The organism is Streptomyces sp. NBC_01622, assembly GCF_045209635.1.
GTDB lineage: Bacteria > Actinomycetota > Actinomycetes > Streptomycetales > Streptomycetaceae > Streptomyces.
In genome coordinates this window covers 3,092,481-3,107,960 of sequence record NZ_CP109293.1, presented here as the reverse complement: position 1 = coordinate 3,107,960, position 15,480 = coordinate 3,092,481, and the positions used below count along the sequence as shown (strand labels likewise).

Below are 15,480 nucleotides of genomic sequence, written 5' to 3'. Positions count from 1 at the left end.
GGCTATCCCGCCGGACGCCACTGCGCCGGTACGACGGGCAGCCGGAACCACACCGCCTTGCCCGACTCGGTGGGGCGGTGGCCGCACGAGGAGCTGAGCGCGCGGATCAGCAGCAGGCCGCGTCCGTGCTCCTGCCAGGGGTCGGGCTCCTGGTCGGCGGGCTTGGTCAGACTCGCGGGCGGCTCCGGGTCGGGGTCGTGCACCTCGACCCGGCAGCCGGAGGGCAGCAGCTCGACCACGAGCTCTATGGGGGCGTCACCGGCGGTGTGCTCCACCGCGTTCGCGACCAGCTCCGCCGTCAGCAGCTCCGCGGTGTCGCTGTCGGCCGTGTGCTTCACCTCGGACAGAGCCGTACGGACCAGTGCGCGGGCCACCGGCACGGCCGCGGCGGTGTGCGGCAGTGCGATGCGCCAGGAGGCGGAGGCGGAGGGGTGTTCTTGCAAGGCGGGTCCGTTCATGGAGCAGGCTGTCCTGCTTTCAACTATATGAATGGTACGGCGCCCTTTGTCAGGGTCTCTCGGCGGGCGCCGTACGGGACCTTCGTCCCGGTACCGAGCGGCATACCCGGTACAACGCCCTCCCTCGCACGACAGCTCCCCTTGTTACCGCGCTATTGACATCTCGTGACGGCTGCGACGGCGACAGGTCATTTCGGCATGGCACGGGAACGCCCTCGGGCCCCCGTTTTCGAACGGGGGCCCGAGGGCGTCGCAGGTGAGGCAATCAGGTCAGGTCGGCCATGCCCGCGGTGAGCGTGGCGCCGTCCGCCGGGTCGATCACCAGGAACGCGCCCGTGCGGCGGGAGACCGCGTAGTCGTCGAGGGCGAGCGGCTCGGCGGTGCGCAGGGTGATCCGGCCCAGGTCGTTCGCGAGCAGCGCGGTGGCGCCGCCGAGGTCCTTGACGATCGCCTTGACCGTCCGGGTCGTGTGCCGCAGCAGCACCCGGTCGCCGACCCGCAGCGGCCGGTCGGCCAGATGGCATACGGCGGCCCGGACGTCCTGGGCGAGCACGGGCGCGTCGACCCCGGCGGTGATCATGTCGCCGCGCGACACGTCCCGCTGGTCGGCGAGACGCAGACTCACCGACTGGGGCGCGTACGCCGCGTCCGCCCCGGTACCGAGCACGGAGATGCCGGTGATCTCGGAGGTCTCACCGGAGGGGTGCACCGTCACCCGGTCGCCGACCCGCAGCGAACCGGACACCAACTGCCCCGCGTACCAACGGACTTCACCGTCACGGATCACGTACTGCACGGGGAAGCGGGCCGGCGCGTCGGACGGGTCGGCGCCCACCGGGACGTTCTCCAGGAACTCCAGCAGGGCCGGGCCCTCGTACCAGTCCATGTGCGCCGAACGGTCCACCACGTTGTCGCCGACGAGCGCCGAGACCGGGATCGGCGTGAAGGACGGCAGCCCCAACTCGGCCGCGTGGCCCGCGAATTCCTCGACGATCCGCTCGAACACCGCCTGCTCGTACCCGACCAGGTCCATCTTGTTGACGGCCAGCACCACGTGCGGCACCCGCAGCAGCGCGGCCACGGCGGCATGCCGCAGGGTCTGTTCCACGACTCCGTTGCGCGCGTCGATGAGGACGATCGCCAGCTCGGCGGTGGAAGCGCCGGTGACCATGTTGCGGGTGTACTGCACATGGCCCGGGGTGTCGGCGAGGATGAACCGCCTGCGGGGCGTGGCGAAGTAGCGGTACGCCACGTCGATCGTGATGCCCTGCTCACGCTCGGCGCGCAGGCCGTCGGTGAGCAGCGCGAGGTCGGGCGCGTCCTGGCCGCGGTCGGCCGACACCCGCTGTACGGCTTCGAGTTGGTCGGTGAGGACCGACTTGGAGTCGTGCAACAGCCGTCCTACGAGCGTGGACTTGCCGTCGTCGACCGAACCGGCCGTCGCGAACCGCAGCGTGTCGATGGTGGTCGTGCTCATGGTTAGAAGTACCCCTCGCGCTTGCGGTCTTCCATCGCGGCCTCGGACAGCTTGTCGTCGGCACGCGTCGCGCCCCGCTCGGTCAGCCGGGAGGCCGCTATTTCGGCGATCACGTCGTCGAGCGTGGCCGCGTCGGAGTCGACGGCGCCCGTGCAGGACATGTCCCCGACGGTCCGGTACCGGACCTGCCGCTTCTCCACGGTCTCGTCCGCCCTCGGCCCGCCCCACTCACCGGCGGTGAGCCACATACCGCCCCGGTTGAAGACCTCGCGGTAGTGCGCGAAGTAGATGTCGGGCAACTCGATGCCCTCGCGGGCGATGTACTGCCAGACGTCCAGCTCGGTCCAGTTGGACAGCGGGAACACGCGGACGTGCTCGCCGGGTGCGTGCCGCCCGTTGTAGAGGTTCCACAGCTCGGGCCGCTGCCGGCGCGGGTCCCACTGCGAGAACTCGTCCCGGAGCGAGAACACCCGCTCCTTCGCCCGCGCCTTCTCCTCGTCCCTGCGACCGCCGCCGAAGACCGCGTCGAACTTCTCGCGCTGGATCTTCTCCGTCAACGGCAGCGTCTGGAGCGGGTTGCGGGTCCCGTCCGGACGTTCGCGCAGCACACCGCGGTCGATGTAGTCCTGTACGGAGGCCACATGGAGGCGCAGCCCATGTGCGGTGACCACCCGGTCCCGGTACTCAAGGACCTCGGGGAAGTTGTGTCCCGTGTCCACGTGCAGCAGCGAGAAGGGCACCGGCGCCGGAGCGAACGCCTTCAGCGCCAGATGCAGCATGACGATGGAGTCCTTGCCGCCGGAGAAGAGGATCACCGGCCGCTCGAACTCACCCGCCACCTCACGGAAGATGTGCACCGCCTCGGACTCCAGAGCGTCCAGGTGCGAGAGCGAGAAGGTCACAGCAGCCCCCGCTCGGCCAGCACGGCGTACACCGCGTCCGCGGACTCCTGCGGGCTCTGCGTCTGCGTCGGCAGCGTGAGCGCCGGGTCCGTGGGCGGCTCGTACGGGTCGTCGACGCCGGTCAGACCGGTCAGCGCGCCCGCGGCCTGGCGGGCGTAGAGGCCCTTCACATCGCGCTCGCTGCACACCTCCACGGGGGTCGCGACATGCACCTCGATGTACGGCGTCCCGCTCGCTTCGTGCCGCTTGCGGACGGCCTCGCGGCTGTCGGCGTAGGGGGCGATGACCGGGACGACGGAGAGGACGCCGTTGCGGGCGAGCACCTCGGAGACGAGGCCGATGCGCTGCACATTGGTGTTGCGGTCCTCGCGGGAGAAGCCGAGGCCGGCCGAGAGGAAGCGGCGTACCTCGTCGCCGTCGAGGACTTCCACGCGATGCCCTTCGGCTCTCAGACGATCGCTCAGGTGCTGGGCGATCGTCGTCTTGCCCGCACTCGGCAGTCCGGTGAGCCAGACGGTGGCTCCCTGAGCCCTGGCCGTGGTGGTCATGCGCAACAGTCCTCTTTCTTACCCGACGAGCGACGTCGTTGAAGGCTAGGTAAGAACTCTGAGAGGACCTGCTAAAGAAGCTGAGGGTTAGCTGAGTGACCGGTGGTGCGCAAGAGGCCGCGGCGGTTCGTCATGAACTGTTCATAATGCCCGCGAACACCGCCCCCGCGTCCCGCAGCCGTGCGTGCAGCGCCCGGAACACCTCGGCCGAGCGGGCGCCCGGCCAGTCATGGGGGAGCAGGGCGGCGGGGAGGCCGGGGTCGACGTAGGGGAGGTGGCGCCAGGAGTCCAGGGCGAGGAGGTAGTCGCGGTAGGCCTCCTCGGGCGGGGTGTCCGCGCGCCGCTCCCAGTCGGCCAGCACCCGCGCGTGGCGGTCGAGGAACGCCTCGTGCTCCTTGGCGATCGCGGTCAGGTCCCACCAGCGGGCCACGGCGTCGGCGGTCGCCGCGAAGCCGAGGTGCTCACCGCGGAAGAAGTCCACGTACGGGTCGAGCCGCAGCCGCCCGAGGATGTGCCGGGTCTCCTCGTACAGGCGGGCGGGCGCGATCCACACGCCCGGGGCTGCGGTGCCGAAGCCGAGGCCGGACAGCCGGGAGCGCAGGATGTGCCGCTTCTGCCGTTCGGACTCGGGGACGGAGAACACCGCGAGCACCCAGCCCTCGTCGTCCGAGGGGCTGGCCGCGTAGATGCGCCGGTCGCCGTCGTCGAGCAACTGCCTTGCCTCGGGCGACAGTTCGTAGCCGGCGGCGCCCTGTGCGGTACGGGCGGGCACCAGTAGCCCGCGCCGTTTGAGGCGGGACACCGACGAGCGCACCGAAGGCGCGTCGACGCCGGCGGCGGCCAGGAGCCGGATCAGTTCCGCGACCGGAACCGGGCCGGGTACGAAGCGGCCGTACGCGCCGTAGAGCGTGACGATGAGAGACCGTGGAGCATGCTGGTCGGACACGTTGATCATCTTAGGTCGTCAGCATCACTGCTGGTCACCTCGGGTACGCAAGCTGAACCTTCACGGTTCGAAGGTCACCGTGGGCAGCGCGTCCGGGAAGACGATCACGCGGGAACGGTCAGGTGGGAAGGGTCAGGCGGCGACGGCGAGTTGGTCGGCCGGTACCCGGTGCGGGGCGACGATCCGGCCGTCGGGGAGCAGCAGGCCGCTGTCGTCGAAGACGATCGCGCCGTCGCACAGCAGCGTCCAGCCCTGCTCGGGGTGGGCGGAGACGACGTGCACGGTCTCGGTGTCGGTCACGGGGCACGAGGACTGGTGGGAACACATGGCGTACCTCCACGTCGGATGCGATCCGTTCCGGCGGCTCCTTCGCCGCCCCGCATCGCATATACAGACCATCCTCCCGTCGCGAACTCATCGGAACAGGCTGCTGTGAAGCGTGACAACACGCGGACAACACTCGGACGGTTCCACGACGCTCGGTGCGGACTCGCCACCGAAGGAGTGACGATCACGGGAGCCGGGGCGCTCGACCGGTACCAGTGGAGACCTCTGCTTCAGATACTTCAGGAGGTATTCCCATGTCCCTGCGTTCCGCCCTCGGTTCGGCGGCCGGTGCCGCGCTGCTGCTGGTCGCCGCCGCTCCCGCCGCGACCGCGTCCGCCGACTCCTACGAGACGGTGACGGTCGACCCCACGGGCAGTATCGCCCCAGACGGCACCGTCACCCTCTCCGGCACCTACCGCTGTATCGGCAGCTCAGGCCCGGTCTTCGTCAGTTCCTCCGTCTCCCAGGGCGACTCCGCGGTCCGGCACGGCATCGGCGGCACCCGGGCGGTCTGCGACGGCATGGAGCACAGCTGGGAGAACTCGGGCAAGCCCTCGTCCGACCCGCTCGACCCCGGCCCGGCCCAGGTCGAGGCCACGGTGATGGAGCTGGCCCCCCAGGGCGGCCTGCCCCTGCCCCGCTTCCACGCGGCGCAGCAGCAGGCGATCACCCTGACCGGGAGCTGAGCCTCGCGTCTCCGGCCCGCCACCTCAACGGGGGCGGGCCGGACGGGAGTTCAGCCGGTCAGTGCTGGGTGTTGCTTGCCCAGATCGGGGTCGAACCGGAGTAGATCACCATGTTGCCGTCGCCCTGGAGCCGGAGGATCGAGCCGTCGTGGCCGCTGGTCTGGCTGGCCCAGACGGGCTGGTTGCCCGAGGTGTAGACGACGAGGTTGCCGTCCGCCTGGAAGACCGCGTGGTAGTTCGAACCGAAGGTCATGGTGGCCCAACGGGCCTTGTTGTTCTCGTCGTACAGCACGAAGTTGCCGTCGGTCTGCATGCGCAGCCGCGCCTTCTTCGCGTTGATGGACTGGCCCGCGCTCAGCACCCGGGTGGCCGTGACGAGGACGTCCGACGGATAGCTCGACGTCGTGGTGGTGCCCGACTTCGTCCCGGACTTGGTCGTGGTGGACTTCTTCGTCGGCTTCGCCGCCGCGGTCGGCTTCTTCGTCTTGACCGCCGTCGGCTCGCTCACCGGCTGCGCGACGGTCGTCTTGCCCGAGGTCTTGTGGGGTTGGGCGGTCTTCGGTGTGGCGGACTGTGCCGGAGTGGACGGGTCGGACGAGGCGTACGCCCCGGCGCCCTGCGTCGCGCCGTCGCCGAGGATCGTGCCCGCCTGATCGGCGACGACCCGGTCGTGGTTCTCCGGCGTCCGGTCCCGGCTCATCAGCAGCCCCGGTACGGCGATCAGCAGCGCGCCGAGCACCGCGGCACCGGCCAGCAGCGGGCGGCCCGGGCGGCCGACGGACGCGGCGGCCGTGTCGCCGGGGGTGGGTCCGTCCCCCTCGGGGACGCTCGCGGCCACCGCCACGGCGGGCGCCTCGGGCTCGGCGGCCTCCTGCCCCGCCGGTCCGGCGGAGGCGGACTCCGGGCCGGCCGGCCCGTCGGGTTCCGCCGTCCTGCGGCCGGCACCGGCGAGCGCCTCGGTCTCCGCGGCCGGGGCCGCGGGCCGGCTCAGCTCCGCCGCGACGGACTCCGCGGAGCCGGTCCCGCCCGAACCGGCAGCTCCTGAGCGGGACTTGGGTGTCGCACTCGCTGTACTCGTCGCTGCGGATTTCTCGGTCGCCGAGGTCGACGCGGTGGCGGTCTCCCCGGCCGGGGTGGCCGCTGCCGAGGTCTCTGCCGCTGTCTTCCCCGCGGTCGGTCCGGTTCGGTCTGTCATCCGCCCTGTCCGCCCCAATCGCCCAGCAGTTCGTCATACGTCTGTATGGACAATCCTTTCACGCGCATACACGCACGTGCGCCAACGGCGGTTCCTTTCCCGGGAGTTAACAATCGTCACGCACAAGCTCCGGTGCTGGTACGGCTGTTGCGGGACGGCACATAATTTGCCGTACGGCATGATGGGGTTGGCCGCAACCGACAGGTGCCGACACGAGGAGGTCAGCTGAGTGCGCCAGGTACTGACGGTCTGTCCGGAGGGCACCGGGGACGCCCGGACGATCGGAGAGGCCCTGGCCAGGGCGCGCGGAGGCGCGGTGCTGAGTGTGCGCCCGGGGACGTACGAGGAGAACCTCGTCGTCACCACCCGGGTGACCATCGTCGCCGAACAGGCGCGCGGCACCGTCCGGTTGGCACCGCGCAAGGGCATCGTGATCTCGCTGCGCGTGGACGCGGTGATGCTGACCGACCTGGTGGTCCAGGGCCAGGACGAGGAACAGCCCGCCGTGGACGCCTCGCACGGGCAGGTCGCGATGCAGGGCTGCGATCTGTCCGGCGCCTCGTGGACGACCGTACTGGCCCGCAACTCCGGCTCGCTGGCGATGCGCGAGTGCCGGGTGTCCAACCGCACCGGCGCCGGCGTCGTCGTCACCTCGACGACCGAGAGCTCGCTGGAGTCCTGCACCCTCGAACACCTCGGCACCAGCGGTGTGGTGATCGGCGAGCGCGGCCGGGCCACCCTTCGCGGCTGCACGATCCGGGACGCGCGAGGCAACGGCGTGCTCGCCAACGGCGACGCGCAGGGCTCCGTGGAAGACTGTGATCTGGCCTCAACGGACAAGCCGTCCCTGGCACTTGAGGAGCGCAGTTCGATCCGCGTGCTGCGGACCGTGATCCGCGACACCTCCATCGGTGTGCATGTGACCAGCACCGCCCGCTGTGAGCTGGAGGAGGTGCGGGTCACCGGCTCCAGCGGGCCCGGCATCATCGTCTCGCACGGCAGCGACCCGGTGCTGCGCCGCTGCCGCACCGCCCGCACCACGGGCAACGGCCTTCTGGTGACGGACCGTTCACGCGGCACCTACGAGGACTGCTGGCTGACCGGCGCCCAGACGGCGGCGCTGCGGGTGGCCGGTGCCTCCTCGCCCACGCTGACCTCGCTGACCGTCCGGGACGGCGAATCGGACGGTGTCCTCCTCGAAGAGGACGCGGCGGCCGAGCTGGAGCGCGTGGAGATCATCGACGTCAAGGGCGCCGGTGTGGTGATCCGCGGCAACGCCAACCCGCTGGTGCGGCGCGCCCGGATCACCGGCGCGGGCGGCTCCGGTGTCTCCGTGCGCGACGGCGGGCGCGGCCGGGTGGAGGACTGCACGGTGGAGGCGCCGGGCGGCGCGGGCGCGGAGGTCGCGGCGGGCGGAAACGTCTATCTCGCGGGATTCCGGGTCAACAGCCCCGGTGGCGCCGGTCTGGAGATCGGCGGCGAGGGCACGGCCGCGCTCCGCGACGGCGAGCTGGTCTCGGCCGGTGGCTGCGGTGTACTCGTGGACACCGGCGGCGAGTTGACGGCCAACCGGGTACGGACCGCCGCCTGTGCCGAGCACGGCTTCCTGGTCCGCGACGGCGGCCGGGCCTCCCTGAACGGCTGCGAGGCCGCGGGCAACGACCGCGACGGCATCCGCGTCGAGTCGGAGGCACCGGTCTCGGTCGTGGGCTGCACGGTCCGCGACAACAAGGGCGGCGGCCTCGTCCAGGCCAAGGCCGGTGGCAGGCTGGCCGTGGAGAACCTCACCAGCACCGGCAACGAGTCCCGCGACGCCTGGGGCTTCGGCGAGGCCGAGGGCACCGACCCGGCGGGCACCGTACCGGAGTCGGAGGGGCCCGGACGCCCGGACGGACCGATGGCCGCGCTGGAGGGCCTGATCGGCCTGGACAACGTCAAGGAACAGGTCCGCACCCTCGTCAACCTCACCCAGCTCGCCCGGCGCCGCGCCCAACTCGGCATGTCCGCACCGCCGATGAGCCGCCACCTGGTCTTCGCGGGCCCGCCCGGCACCGGCAAGACCACCGTGGCCCGCCTCTACGGCACGATCCTCGCCGAGCTGGGCGCCCTGCGCTCCGGACACCTCGTCGAGGTCTCCCGCGCCGACCTCGTCGCCCAGGTCATCGGCGGTACGGCCATCAAGACCACCGAGGCCTTCGAACGGGCCCTGGGCGGCGTCCTGTTCGTCGACGAGGCGTACACCCTCACCTCCGACTCCCGTGGTTCCGGCGCCGACTTCGGACGCGAGGCCGTCGACACCCTGCTGAAGCTGATGGAGGACCACCGCGAGGACGTGGTCGTCGTCGCGGCGGGCTACTCCGAAGAGATGCGCAGCTTCCTCGGCTCCAACCCCGGTCTTGCGTCCCGTTTCTCACGGACCGTCGAGTTCGAGAACTACTCGGTGCCCGAGCTGGTGGAGATCATGGAGAGCATGTGCGTACGCCACCAGTACGCGCTCGCCGACGAGACCCGGCACGCGCTCGCGGTGCACTTCGAGCGAATACCGAAGGACGCCGGGTTCGGCAACGGCCGTGCCGCACGCCAGGTGTTCGAGGAGATGGTGGACCGGCAGGCCGTCCGGCTGTCCGCGCTCACCGACGTCACCGAGCAGGACCTCTCGCTGCTGCTGCCCCAGGACATCAGCGAGGCGGCGGCCCGCACCGCCGCCGACGGCCCGAACGCCGTCGACCCCGGCGACGACGCGCTCAGCAGGCTGGACGCGCTGGTCGGCCTTCACGCCGTGAAGCGGGACGTCACCGACCTCGTCAACCTGGTCTCCACCGCCAAGCAGCGAGAGGCCGCCGGACTCCCGGTGCCCCGCCTCAGCCACCACCTCGTCTTCACCGGCCCGCCCGGCACCGGCAAGACCACCGTGGCCCGTCTCTACGGCGAACTCCTCGCCTCCCTGGGCGTGTTGCCGCGCGGCCAGCTCGTCGAGGTGTCCCGCGCCGACCTCGTCGGCCGATACGTGGGCCACACCGCGCAGTTGACCCGCGAGGTCTTCGAACGGGCCCTGGGCGGCGTGCTGTTCGTCGACGAGGCCTACACCCTCACCCCGCGAGAGGCCTCCGGCTCCGACTTCGGCCGGGAGGCCGTGGACACCCTGCTGAAGCTCATGGAGGACCACCGGGACAAGGTGGTCGTCATCGTCGCCGGCTACACCCAGGAGATGGAGACGTTCCTCGCCTCCAACCCGGGCCTGTCCTCCCGGTTCTCGCGCCGGGTGGAGTTCGCCGACTACTCCTCCGACGAGCTGGTCACCATCGTCCGCGAACACGCCGTACAGCTCGGGTACGAGTGCGCGGCCGGGCTCGGGCCGGTACTGCGGCAGCACTTCGACGCGCTGCCCCGCGACCGGTCCTTCGGCAACGCGCGCACCGCCCGCCAGATCCTGGAGCGGATGATGACCCGCCAGGCGGGCCGCCTCAGCCGACTCGCCGTGCCCAGTCTCGACGACCTGCGGCTGCTGCTCCCGGAGGACCTCGCCGACCCGGCGAGTGCCTCCTCCTCCAGCGGGGCGGCCCGGGCATGACGACGGCACACGGCAAGGCCGTCGCCGCCGGTCTGGCCCTGCTGCTGACAGCCGCCGCGAGCGCGCTCGGCGCCGGGTCCGCCGCGGCGGCCGGGAACACGGTCCAACTCCCCGTGCTGGCCACGCGGTTGGACGCCGGCGCGGCCTGTACGGCGGGCTCGCCGGTCCGCGCCACCGACCTGCCGTGGGAACAGGTCTCGCTGCAGCTCACCCGGACCTGGCCGTTCGCCTCGGGCGCCGGGGTGACCGTCGGCGTGGTCGACACCGGGGTCTCGGCCTCCGCACCCGCGCTCAAGGGCCGGGTCACGGCGGTCGGCGACGCCGGGACCGACTGCGTGGGACACGGCACCTTCGTGGCCGGGCTGGTCGGCGCAGCCGTAGCCGACGGGGTGCGGTTCGCGGGCGTGGCGCAGCAGGCGCGCATCCTCGCGGTGCGCGGCAGCGACGCGCGCGGGGCGGTCACCGCGGAGCGGGTCGCCGACGGCATCCGGGCCGCCGTGGACGGCGGGGCGAAGGTGGTGACGGTGTCGGCTGCGCTCGCGGGCAACACCCCCACGCTCCGCTCGGCCGTCGCGCTCGCCGCGAAGAAGGACGTCCTGGTGATCGCCGCCGCCGTACCGGACACCCCGGCGACGGCGACCTCGGCGACGGACAGCCCGCCCGCCCGCGACTACTACCCGGCTGCCGACGACGGAGTGCTCTCCGTCCTCGACGTCGACGTGGACGGCAAGCGGCCGACCGGCGCGTACACCACCGACAGTGCCGCCATCGCCGCGCCCGGTGACGGGGTGGTCGGCATCGGCCCCGCGAAGAACGGCCACTACATCGGCTCCGGGGCGTCGCTGGCCGCCGGGTTCGTGGCGGGGGCGGCGGCGCTGGTGCGCTCCGTCCACCCGGACCTGACGGCCGCGCAGACCGCGAACCTGCTGCGCACCTCCGCATACCCGGCCGACGTGCCCCGCCTCGACCCGTACGCGGCCGTCACGTCGGTCCTGACCGGCGCTTCGGCACCGGCCGCCGCTGCCCCTGCCTCTCCGGTGCGGTTGCCGGCCGACAAGGCCGCCGGGCCGCTCCGGCGCGCTCTGTGGCCCGCGTCGGCGGGCCTCGCCGTGATCATCGCGGTGGTGTGGCTGGGCCTGGTTCTGCCCCGGGGTCGTCGGCTGGGCTGGCGCCCGTCGCGGCCGGAGGGTATGGCCGGGACCGAGGGCACGGAAGGCGCGGAGGGCGCGGGGAGTTCGGTTCCGGTGGGCGTCGGTCCCCAGGGGACCACGGAGAGCTGAATCGGGGGCGGGGGCCTGTGCGGCCCCCGCCCCCCGATCGACTGCTCACCTCGTTCGTTCGTTACTCCTCCGCCCCGGCCGCCAGTGCCGTCTGGATGAGGGACGGCTTGCGGCGGACGATGTGGAGGGCCCGGCCCGGGGGAAGGACCCGGGGTTTGACGTTGCCGAAGACGTAGCCCTCGGACGGGGAGCAGGACATCAGGATGCCTGGTGTGTTGACCTCGTCGAGGCGGCGCAGGAGCTGGTCGTTCAGGCCGCGGCCCGCGCCGGTCGCCGAGCGGGCGACCACCACGTGCAGGCCCAACTCGTGGCCCAGGGCGAGGTGTTCGAAGAGCGGGGCGAAGGGGTGGTCCATGACCGTGCCGCCGCCGACCATGTCGTAGTCGTCGACGAGGACGAACAGCCGCGGGCCCGTCCACCAGTCGGCCTGCCGCATGCGGGCCGGAGTGATCTCCTGGCCCGGGACGCGGGTGCGCAGGGCCTTCGCCGAGCCGCCGACGAGTTGCTTGAGGGCCTCCAGGGCCACCGCGTGGCCGAGGCGGTACTCCTCGGGGACCGCGTCGACCAGGCCGCGGCGGTAGTCCACGACCAGGATGCGCGCCTCGGCCGGGGTGTAGCGGGCGACGACGGAGTCCGCTACCAGCCGGAGCAGGTTGGTCTTGCCGCTCTCCGTGTCGCCGACGGCGACCAGGTGCGGGGTGCGGGAGAAGTCGTGCCAGACGGTGCCGAGGGTCTCCTCGTCCTGGCCGAGCGCCAGCTTGAGGCTCTGGCCGTCGCCGAGTTCCGGCTCGGCGAGTTCGGCCGCGGGCAGCCGGTGCGGGAGCATCCGGACCTGCGGGGCACGCGGCCCGTGCCAGGCCGAGGCGATCCGGTCCACCAGGTCCGCGACACCCTCGCTGAGCGTCTCCGGATCGGTGGAACCGTCACCGCGGGGCAGCGCGGACAGGAAGTGCAGCTTGGTCTCCACGGTGAGACCGCGGCCCGGGATCTGGGGCACGGCGCTCGCCTTGCGGATGTCCACGACGGAGTCCATCGTGTCGCCGAGCCGCAGTTCGAGCCGGGTCGCGGACTGGTCGCGGACCGGGGCGGTGAGCTCCAGCCAGCGGGCGGTCGCGACGATCAGGTGGATGCCGTAGTTGAGACCGCTGGTGGCGATCTGGTTGAACGTGGGGATGTACTGGTCGAAGTTCTGCCGGACCGCCGACCAGCCGTCGATCACCAGGAAGATGTCGCCGTGCGGTTCGTCGGGGAACTCCCCGGCGGCCCGGCGGCGCCGGTAGGTGGACATCGAGTCGATGCCGTTGTCGAGGAAGAACTGCTCGCGCTGGGTGAGGACGGCGGTGACCTCGGCGACCGTACGGCTGATCCGCTCGGTGTCGAGGCGGGCCGCGACCCCGCCGACGTGCGGCAGCCCGGTGAGCTGGGAGAGCGTGCCGCCGCCGAAGTCCAGGCAGTAGAACTGGACTTCGCGCGGGGTGTGGGTGAGCGCGAGGGCCATGATGAGACTGCGCAGCACCGTCGACTTGCCGCTCTGCGAACCACCCGCGACCGCGACATGGCCGCCCGCCCCGGCGAGGTCCACCACGAGCGGGTCACGGCGCTGGTCGAACGGCTTGTCGACCAGACCGACCGGCACCCGCAGCTTCCCGGCGCCCGTCCAGCGGGACGCGGCCAGACCGCGGTCCGGGTCCTCGGCGAGACCGCCGAGCAGGACGTCGAGCGGGGAGGCGGTGTCCAGCGGCGGCAGCCACACGCGGTGCGCGGGCGGCCCGGAGTCGCGCAGCCGGTCCAGCGCCACCGCGAGCAGGCTCTCGGTGCTCTCCTCCGCCTCGGGCTCCGGCGCGATCGCGGCCGGCGCGGGAGCGCGCGGCACGATGTACCCGGTCGACCAGGGCACCACCTGGGTGGCGACCCGGGCCTGCGCGACGGCACCGCCGCGCCTGCGGTACGGGCCGGAGACGTAGGCCGCACGGAAGCGGGTGAGGGCCTCGACCCCGCTCTTCAGATAGCCGCTGCCGGGCTGCGAGGGCAGTTCGTACGCGTCGGGGACACCGAGGACACCCCGGGACTCCATCGCGGAGAAGGTGCGCAGACCGATCCGGTACGACAGGTGCGACTCCAGCTGGTGCATACGGCCCTCGTCCAGGCGCTGCGAGGCCAGCAGCAGATGCACGCCGAGCGACCGGCCGAGGCGGCCGATCATCACGAACAGCTCCATGAACTCCCGGTGCGAGGCGAGGAGTTCGCTGAACTCGTCGACGACGACGAACAGGCTGGGCAGCGGCGCGAGATCGGCGCCGCCGGCCCGCGCCTTCTCGTACTCCAGGGCCGAGGTGTAGTTGCCGGCGGACCTCAACAGCTCCTGGCGGCGGATGAGTTCACCGTGCAGCGCGTCCTGCATGCGCTCCACCAGAGCGGCCTCGTCGGCGAGGTTGGTGATGACGGCGGAGGTGTGCGGGAGTTCGTCGAGGCCGAGGAAGGTCGCGCCCCCCTTGAAGTCGACCAGGACGAAGTTGAGGGTCTCGGAGGAGTTGGTGAGCGCCAGGCCGAGCACGAGGGTGCGCAGCAGCTCGGACTTGCCGGAACCGGTGGCGCCGATCAGCATGCCGTGCGGGCCCATGCCGCCCTGCGCGGACTCCTTGATGTCCAGCTCCACGGGCCGCCCGTCCGCGCCCACCGCGACCGGAACGCGCAGCCGGCCGGAGCCGGTGTGCCGCCGCCACAGCGTGTCGGGGTCGAGCCGGTGCAGGTCGGCGATGCCGAGCAGGGTCGTCAACTCGGTGTCGTTCGAGAGCGGTTCGACCGCGTCGGAGGACAGACTCATCCGGTACGGCGCGATCAGCCGGGCCAGCGACTCGGCGGCCACCGGACCCACCCGGTCGGGACGGCCCAGGACCGTGGTCTGCTCCTTGCGGCTGCGGTCGGTGCGCACCAGAGCGACCGCGTCCGGAGTCACGTCGAGGCGCAGCGTGGTGCGGCCGGGCCGCCAGGTGAGCGAGTCGGACAGGTCGAGGACGATCGCGTTGCGGAAGCCCGGCCCGTCGAAACGGTGGCCGGCCGGGATGCCCGCGCCGTCCACCACGACCACCACCAGCGGCTCGTCACGGCCGGGCACCGCGTCCGGGTCGAACGCGGGCCGCTCGGAGAACTCGCTGCCGAGCTGGTCCTCCATATCGGTGAAGGCCGAGGCCACCATGCGCAACGGCCCTGCGCCGTCCGTCTCCTGGGGGTGGTGATTGTGCGGCAGCCACTTCACCCACTCCCACTCGGCCCGCACCTCGTCGGCGGCGCAGACCGCGATCCACAGCTCCTCCGGCGGGTGGAACAGGGCCAGTTGGGCCAGCGCGGCGCGGAGCATCCCGCGGGTCGCATCCCGGTCGCCGCGTACCAACACCCTTGACCAGGACCGCAGATACAGCGCGATGGGCTGGCCGGGAACGGTGCTGTAGGCGCGGATGAAACGGCGCAGCGCGTGCGCGCACAGCGGTTCGAGGTCCTCAACCGGCTTGCTGGAGACGGGAGTCAGCCGCATGGCGAGCTGCTGGTCGCCGACCGCGATCCGCACCTCGCCGAAGTCGTCGTCCTTCACCCGGCGTTCCCACAGCCGCGTGGTGCGGACCATGGTGCGCAGCACCCGGGGCTCGGGATGCCGCCAGGCCAGGGCGAGCTGCTGCTCGACCACGGCCCGCTGCACGGTACGCCGACTCTGCGCCAAGTAGCGCAGATAGTCCCGGCGTTCACCGCGCAGCCGCTGCTTGCGGTCGCCGGCCTTGCGCATCACCTGACCGACCATCATCGCGCCGGCGGCCATCACCATCATGCCGAGCGCGAGGTACATGAAGATGCCGCTGGACTGACCGCCCGACCGCATGAACATCATCATCATCGAGACCGACATCATCGCCATCGGCAGATACGTCCACACCGCGGACGTGTCCGGGACGATCTCCATGAGAGTCGGCGGCTCCTGGAGCACCAACTCGCCGGCGGGCATGTCGGGTCCGCGACGGCGGGCCGGACGACGGAACAGGACCACGCTCAACGCTTGGGGCTCCTAACGGACTTCGCGCACCGCGGCGGTACGTGGGGG

The 15,480-nt window shown here is 71.9% G+C and carries 11 protein-coding genes; 3 read left to right on the top strand and 8 right to left on the bottom strand.

Going from position 1 to position 15,480, the window contains the following annotated elements; all coding sequences use genetic code 11:
• Positions 1 to 2: 2 nt before the first annotated feature.
• The 6 genes from OH768_RS13830 to OH768_RS13805 form a co-directional block, all read right to left on the bottom strand.
• Positions 3 to 458: an ATP-binding protein gene (locus OH768_RS13830; protein WP_406453480.1), complete on the bottom strand. Its 456-nt coding sequence runs from the start codon at positions 456 to 458 to the stop codon at positions 3 to 5.
• 265 nt (positions 459 to 723) lie between these two features.
• The gene (locus OH768_RS13825) at positions 724 to 1,935 is read right to left on the bottom strand and encodes a sulfate adenylyltransferase subunit 1 (protein WP_406453478.1); all 1,212 of its coding nucleotides are present in this window, start codon (positions 1,933 to 1,935) and stop codon (positions 724 to 726) included.
• Between the two features lie 2 nt (positions 1,936 to 1,937).
• Positions 1,938 to 2,837: a sulfate adenylyltransferase subunit CysD gene (gene cysD / locus OH768_RS13820; RefSeq protein WP_406453476.1), complete on the bottom strand. Its 900-nt coding sequence runs from the start codon at positions 2,835 to 2,837 to the stop codon at positions 1,938 to 1,940.
• Complete coding sequence (gene cysC, locus OH768_RS13815) at positions 2,834 to 3,385, bottom strand: adenylyl-sulfate kinase (protein ID WP_200716405.1); 552 nt, start codon at positions 3,383 to 3,385, stop codon at positions 2,834 to 2,836. Before cysC ends, cysD begins: the two co-directional genes overlap by 4 nt.
• A 130-nt stretch (positions 3,386 to 3,515) precedes the next feature.
• Positions 3,516 to 4,340, bottom strand: a complete 825-nt coding sequence (locus tag OH768_RS13810) for a PaaX family transcriptional regulator C-terminal domain-containing protein (protein ID WP_406453474.1) — start codon at positions 4,338 to 4,340, stop codon at positions 3,516 to 3,518.
• A 123-nt stretch (positions 4,341 to 4,463) separates the two neighbouring features.
• Positions 4,464 to 4,658 (bottom strand): DUF5999 family protein, encoded by a 195-nt coding sequence (locus OH768_RS13805; protein WP_406453472.1) that lies wholly within the window; start codon positions 4,656 to 4,658, stop codon positions 4,464 to 4,466.
• A gap of 254 nt (positions 4,659 to 4,912) precedes the next feature.
• Here OH768_RS13805 and OH768_RS13800 point away from each other — a divergent pair, with 254 nt between their 5' ends.
• On the top strand, positions 4,913 to 5,344 hold the full coding sequence (locus OH768_RS13800) for a DUF6299 family protein (RefSeq protein WP_406453471.1): 432 nt from the start codon (positions 4,913 to 4,915) through the stop codon (positions 5,342 to 5,344).
• Between the two features lie 58 nt (positions 5,345 to 5,402).
• On the opposite strand, the gene OH768_RS13795 is transcribed toward OH768_RS13800, so the two are convergent.
• Complete coding sequence (locus OH768_RS13795; RefSeq protein WP_406453469.1) at positions 5,403 to 6,539, bottom strand: hypothetical protein; 1,137 nt, start codon at positions 6,537 to 6,539, stop codon at positions 5,403 to 5,405.
• Positions 6,540 to 6,768: 229 nt separating this feature from the next.
• Here OH768_RS13795 and OH768_RS13790 point away from each other — a divergent pair, with 229 nt between their 5' ends.
• Complete coding sequence (locus OH768_RS13790) at positions 6,769 to 10,110, top strand: right-handed parallel beta-helix repeat-containing protein (protein ID WP_406453467.1); 3,342 nt, start codon at positions 6,769 to 6,771, stop codon at positions 10,108 to 10,110.
• The gene (locus tag OH768_RS13785; protein WP_406453465.1) at positions 10,107 to 11,390 is read left to right on the top strand and encodes a S8 family serine peptidase; all 1,284 of its coding nucleotides are present in this window, start codon (positions 10,107 to 10,109) and stop codon (positions 11,388 to 11,390) included. The genes OH768_RS13790 and OH768_RS13785 overlap by 4 nt, the downstream gene beginning before the upstream one ends.
• A 61-nt stretch (positions 11,391 to 11,451) precedes the next feature.
• Here the strand turns inward: OH768_RS13785 and eccCa are convergent, their stop codons facing one another.
• Positions 11,452 to 15,384: a type VII secretion protein EccCa gene (eccCa, locus tag OH768_RS13780; RefSeq protein ID WP_406465259.1), complete on the bottom strand. Its 3,933-nt coding sequence runs from the start codon at positions 15,382 to 15,384 to the stop codon at positions 11,452 to 11,454.
• Positions 15,385 to 15,480 lie beyond the last annotated feature (96 nt).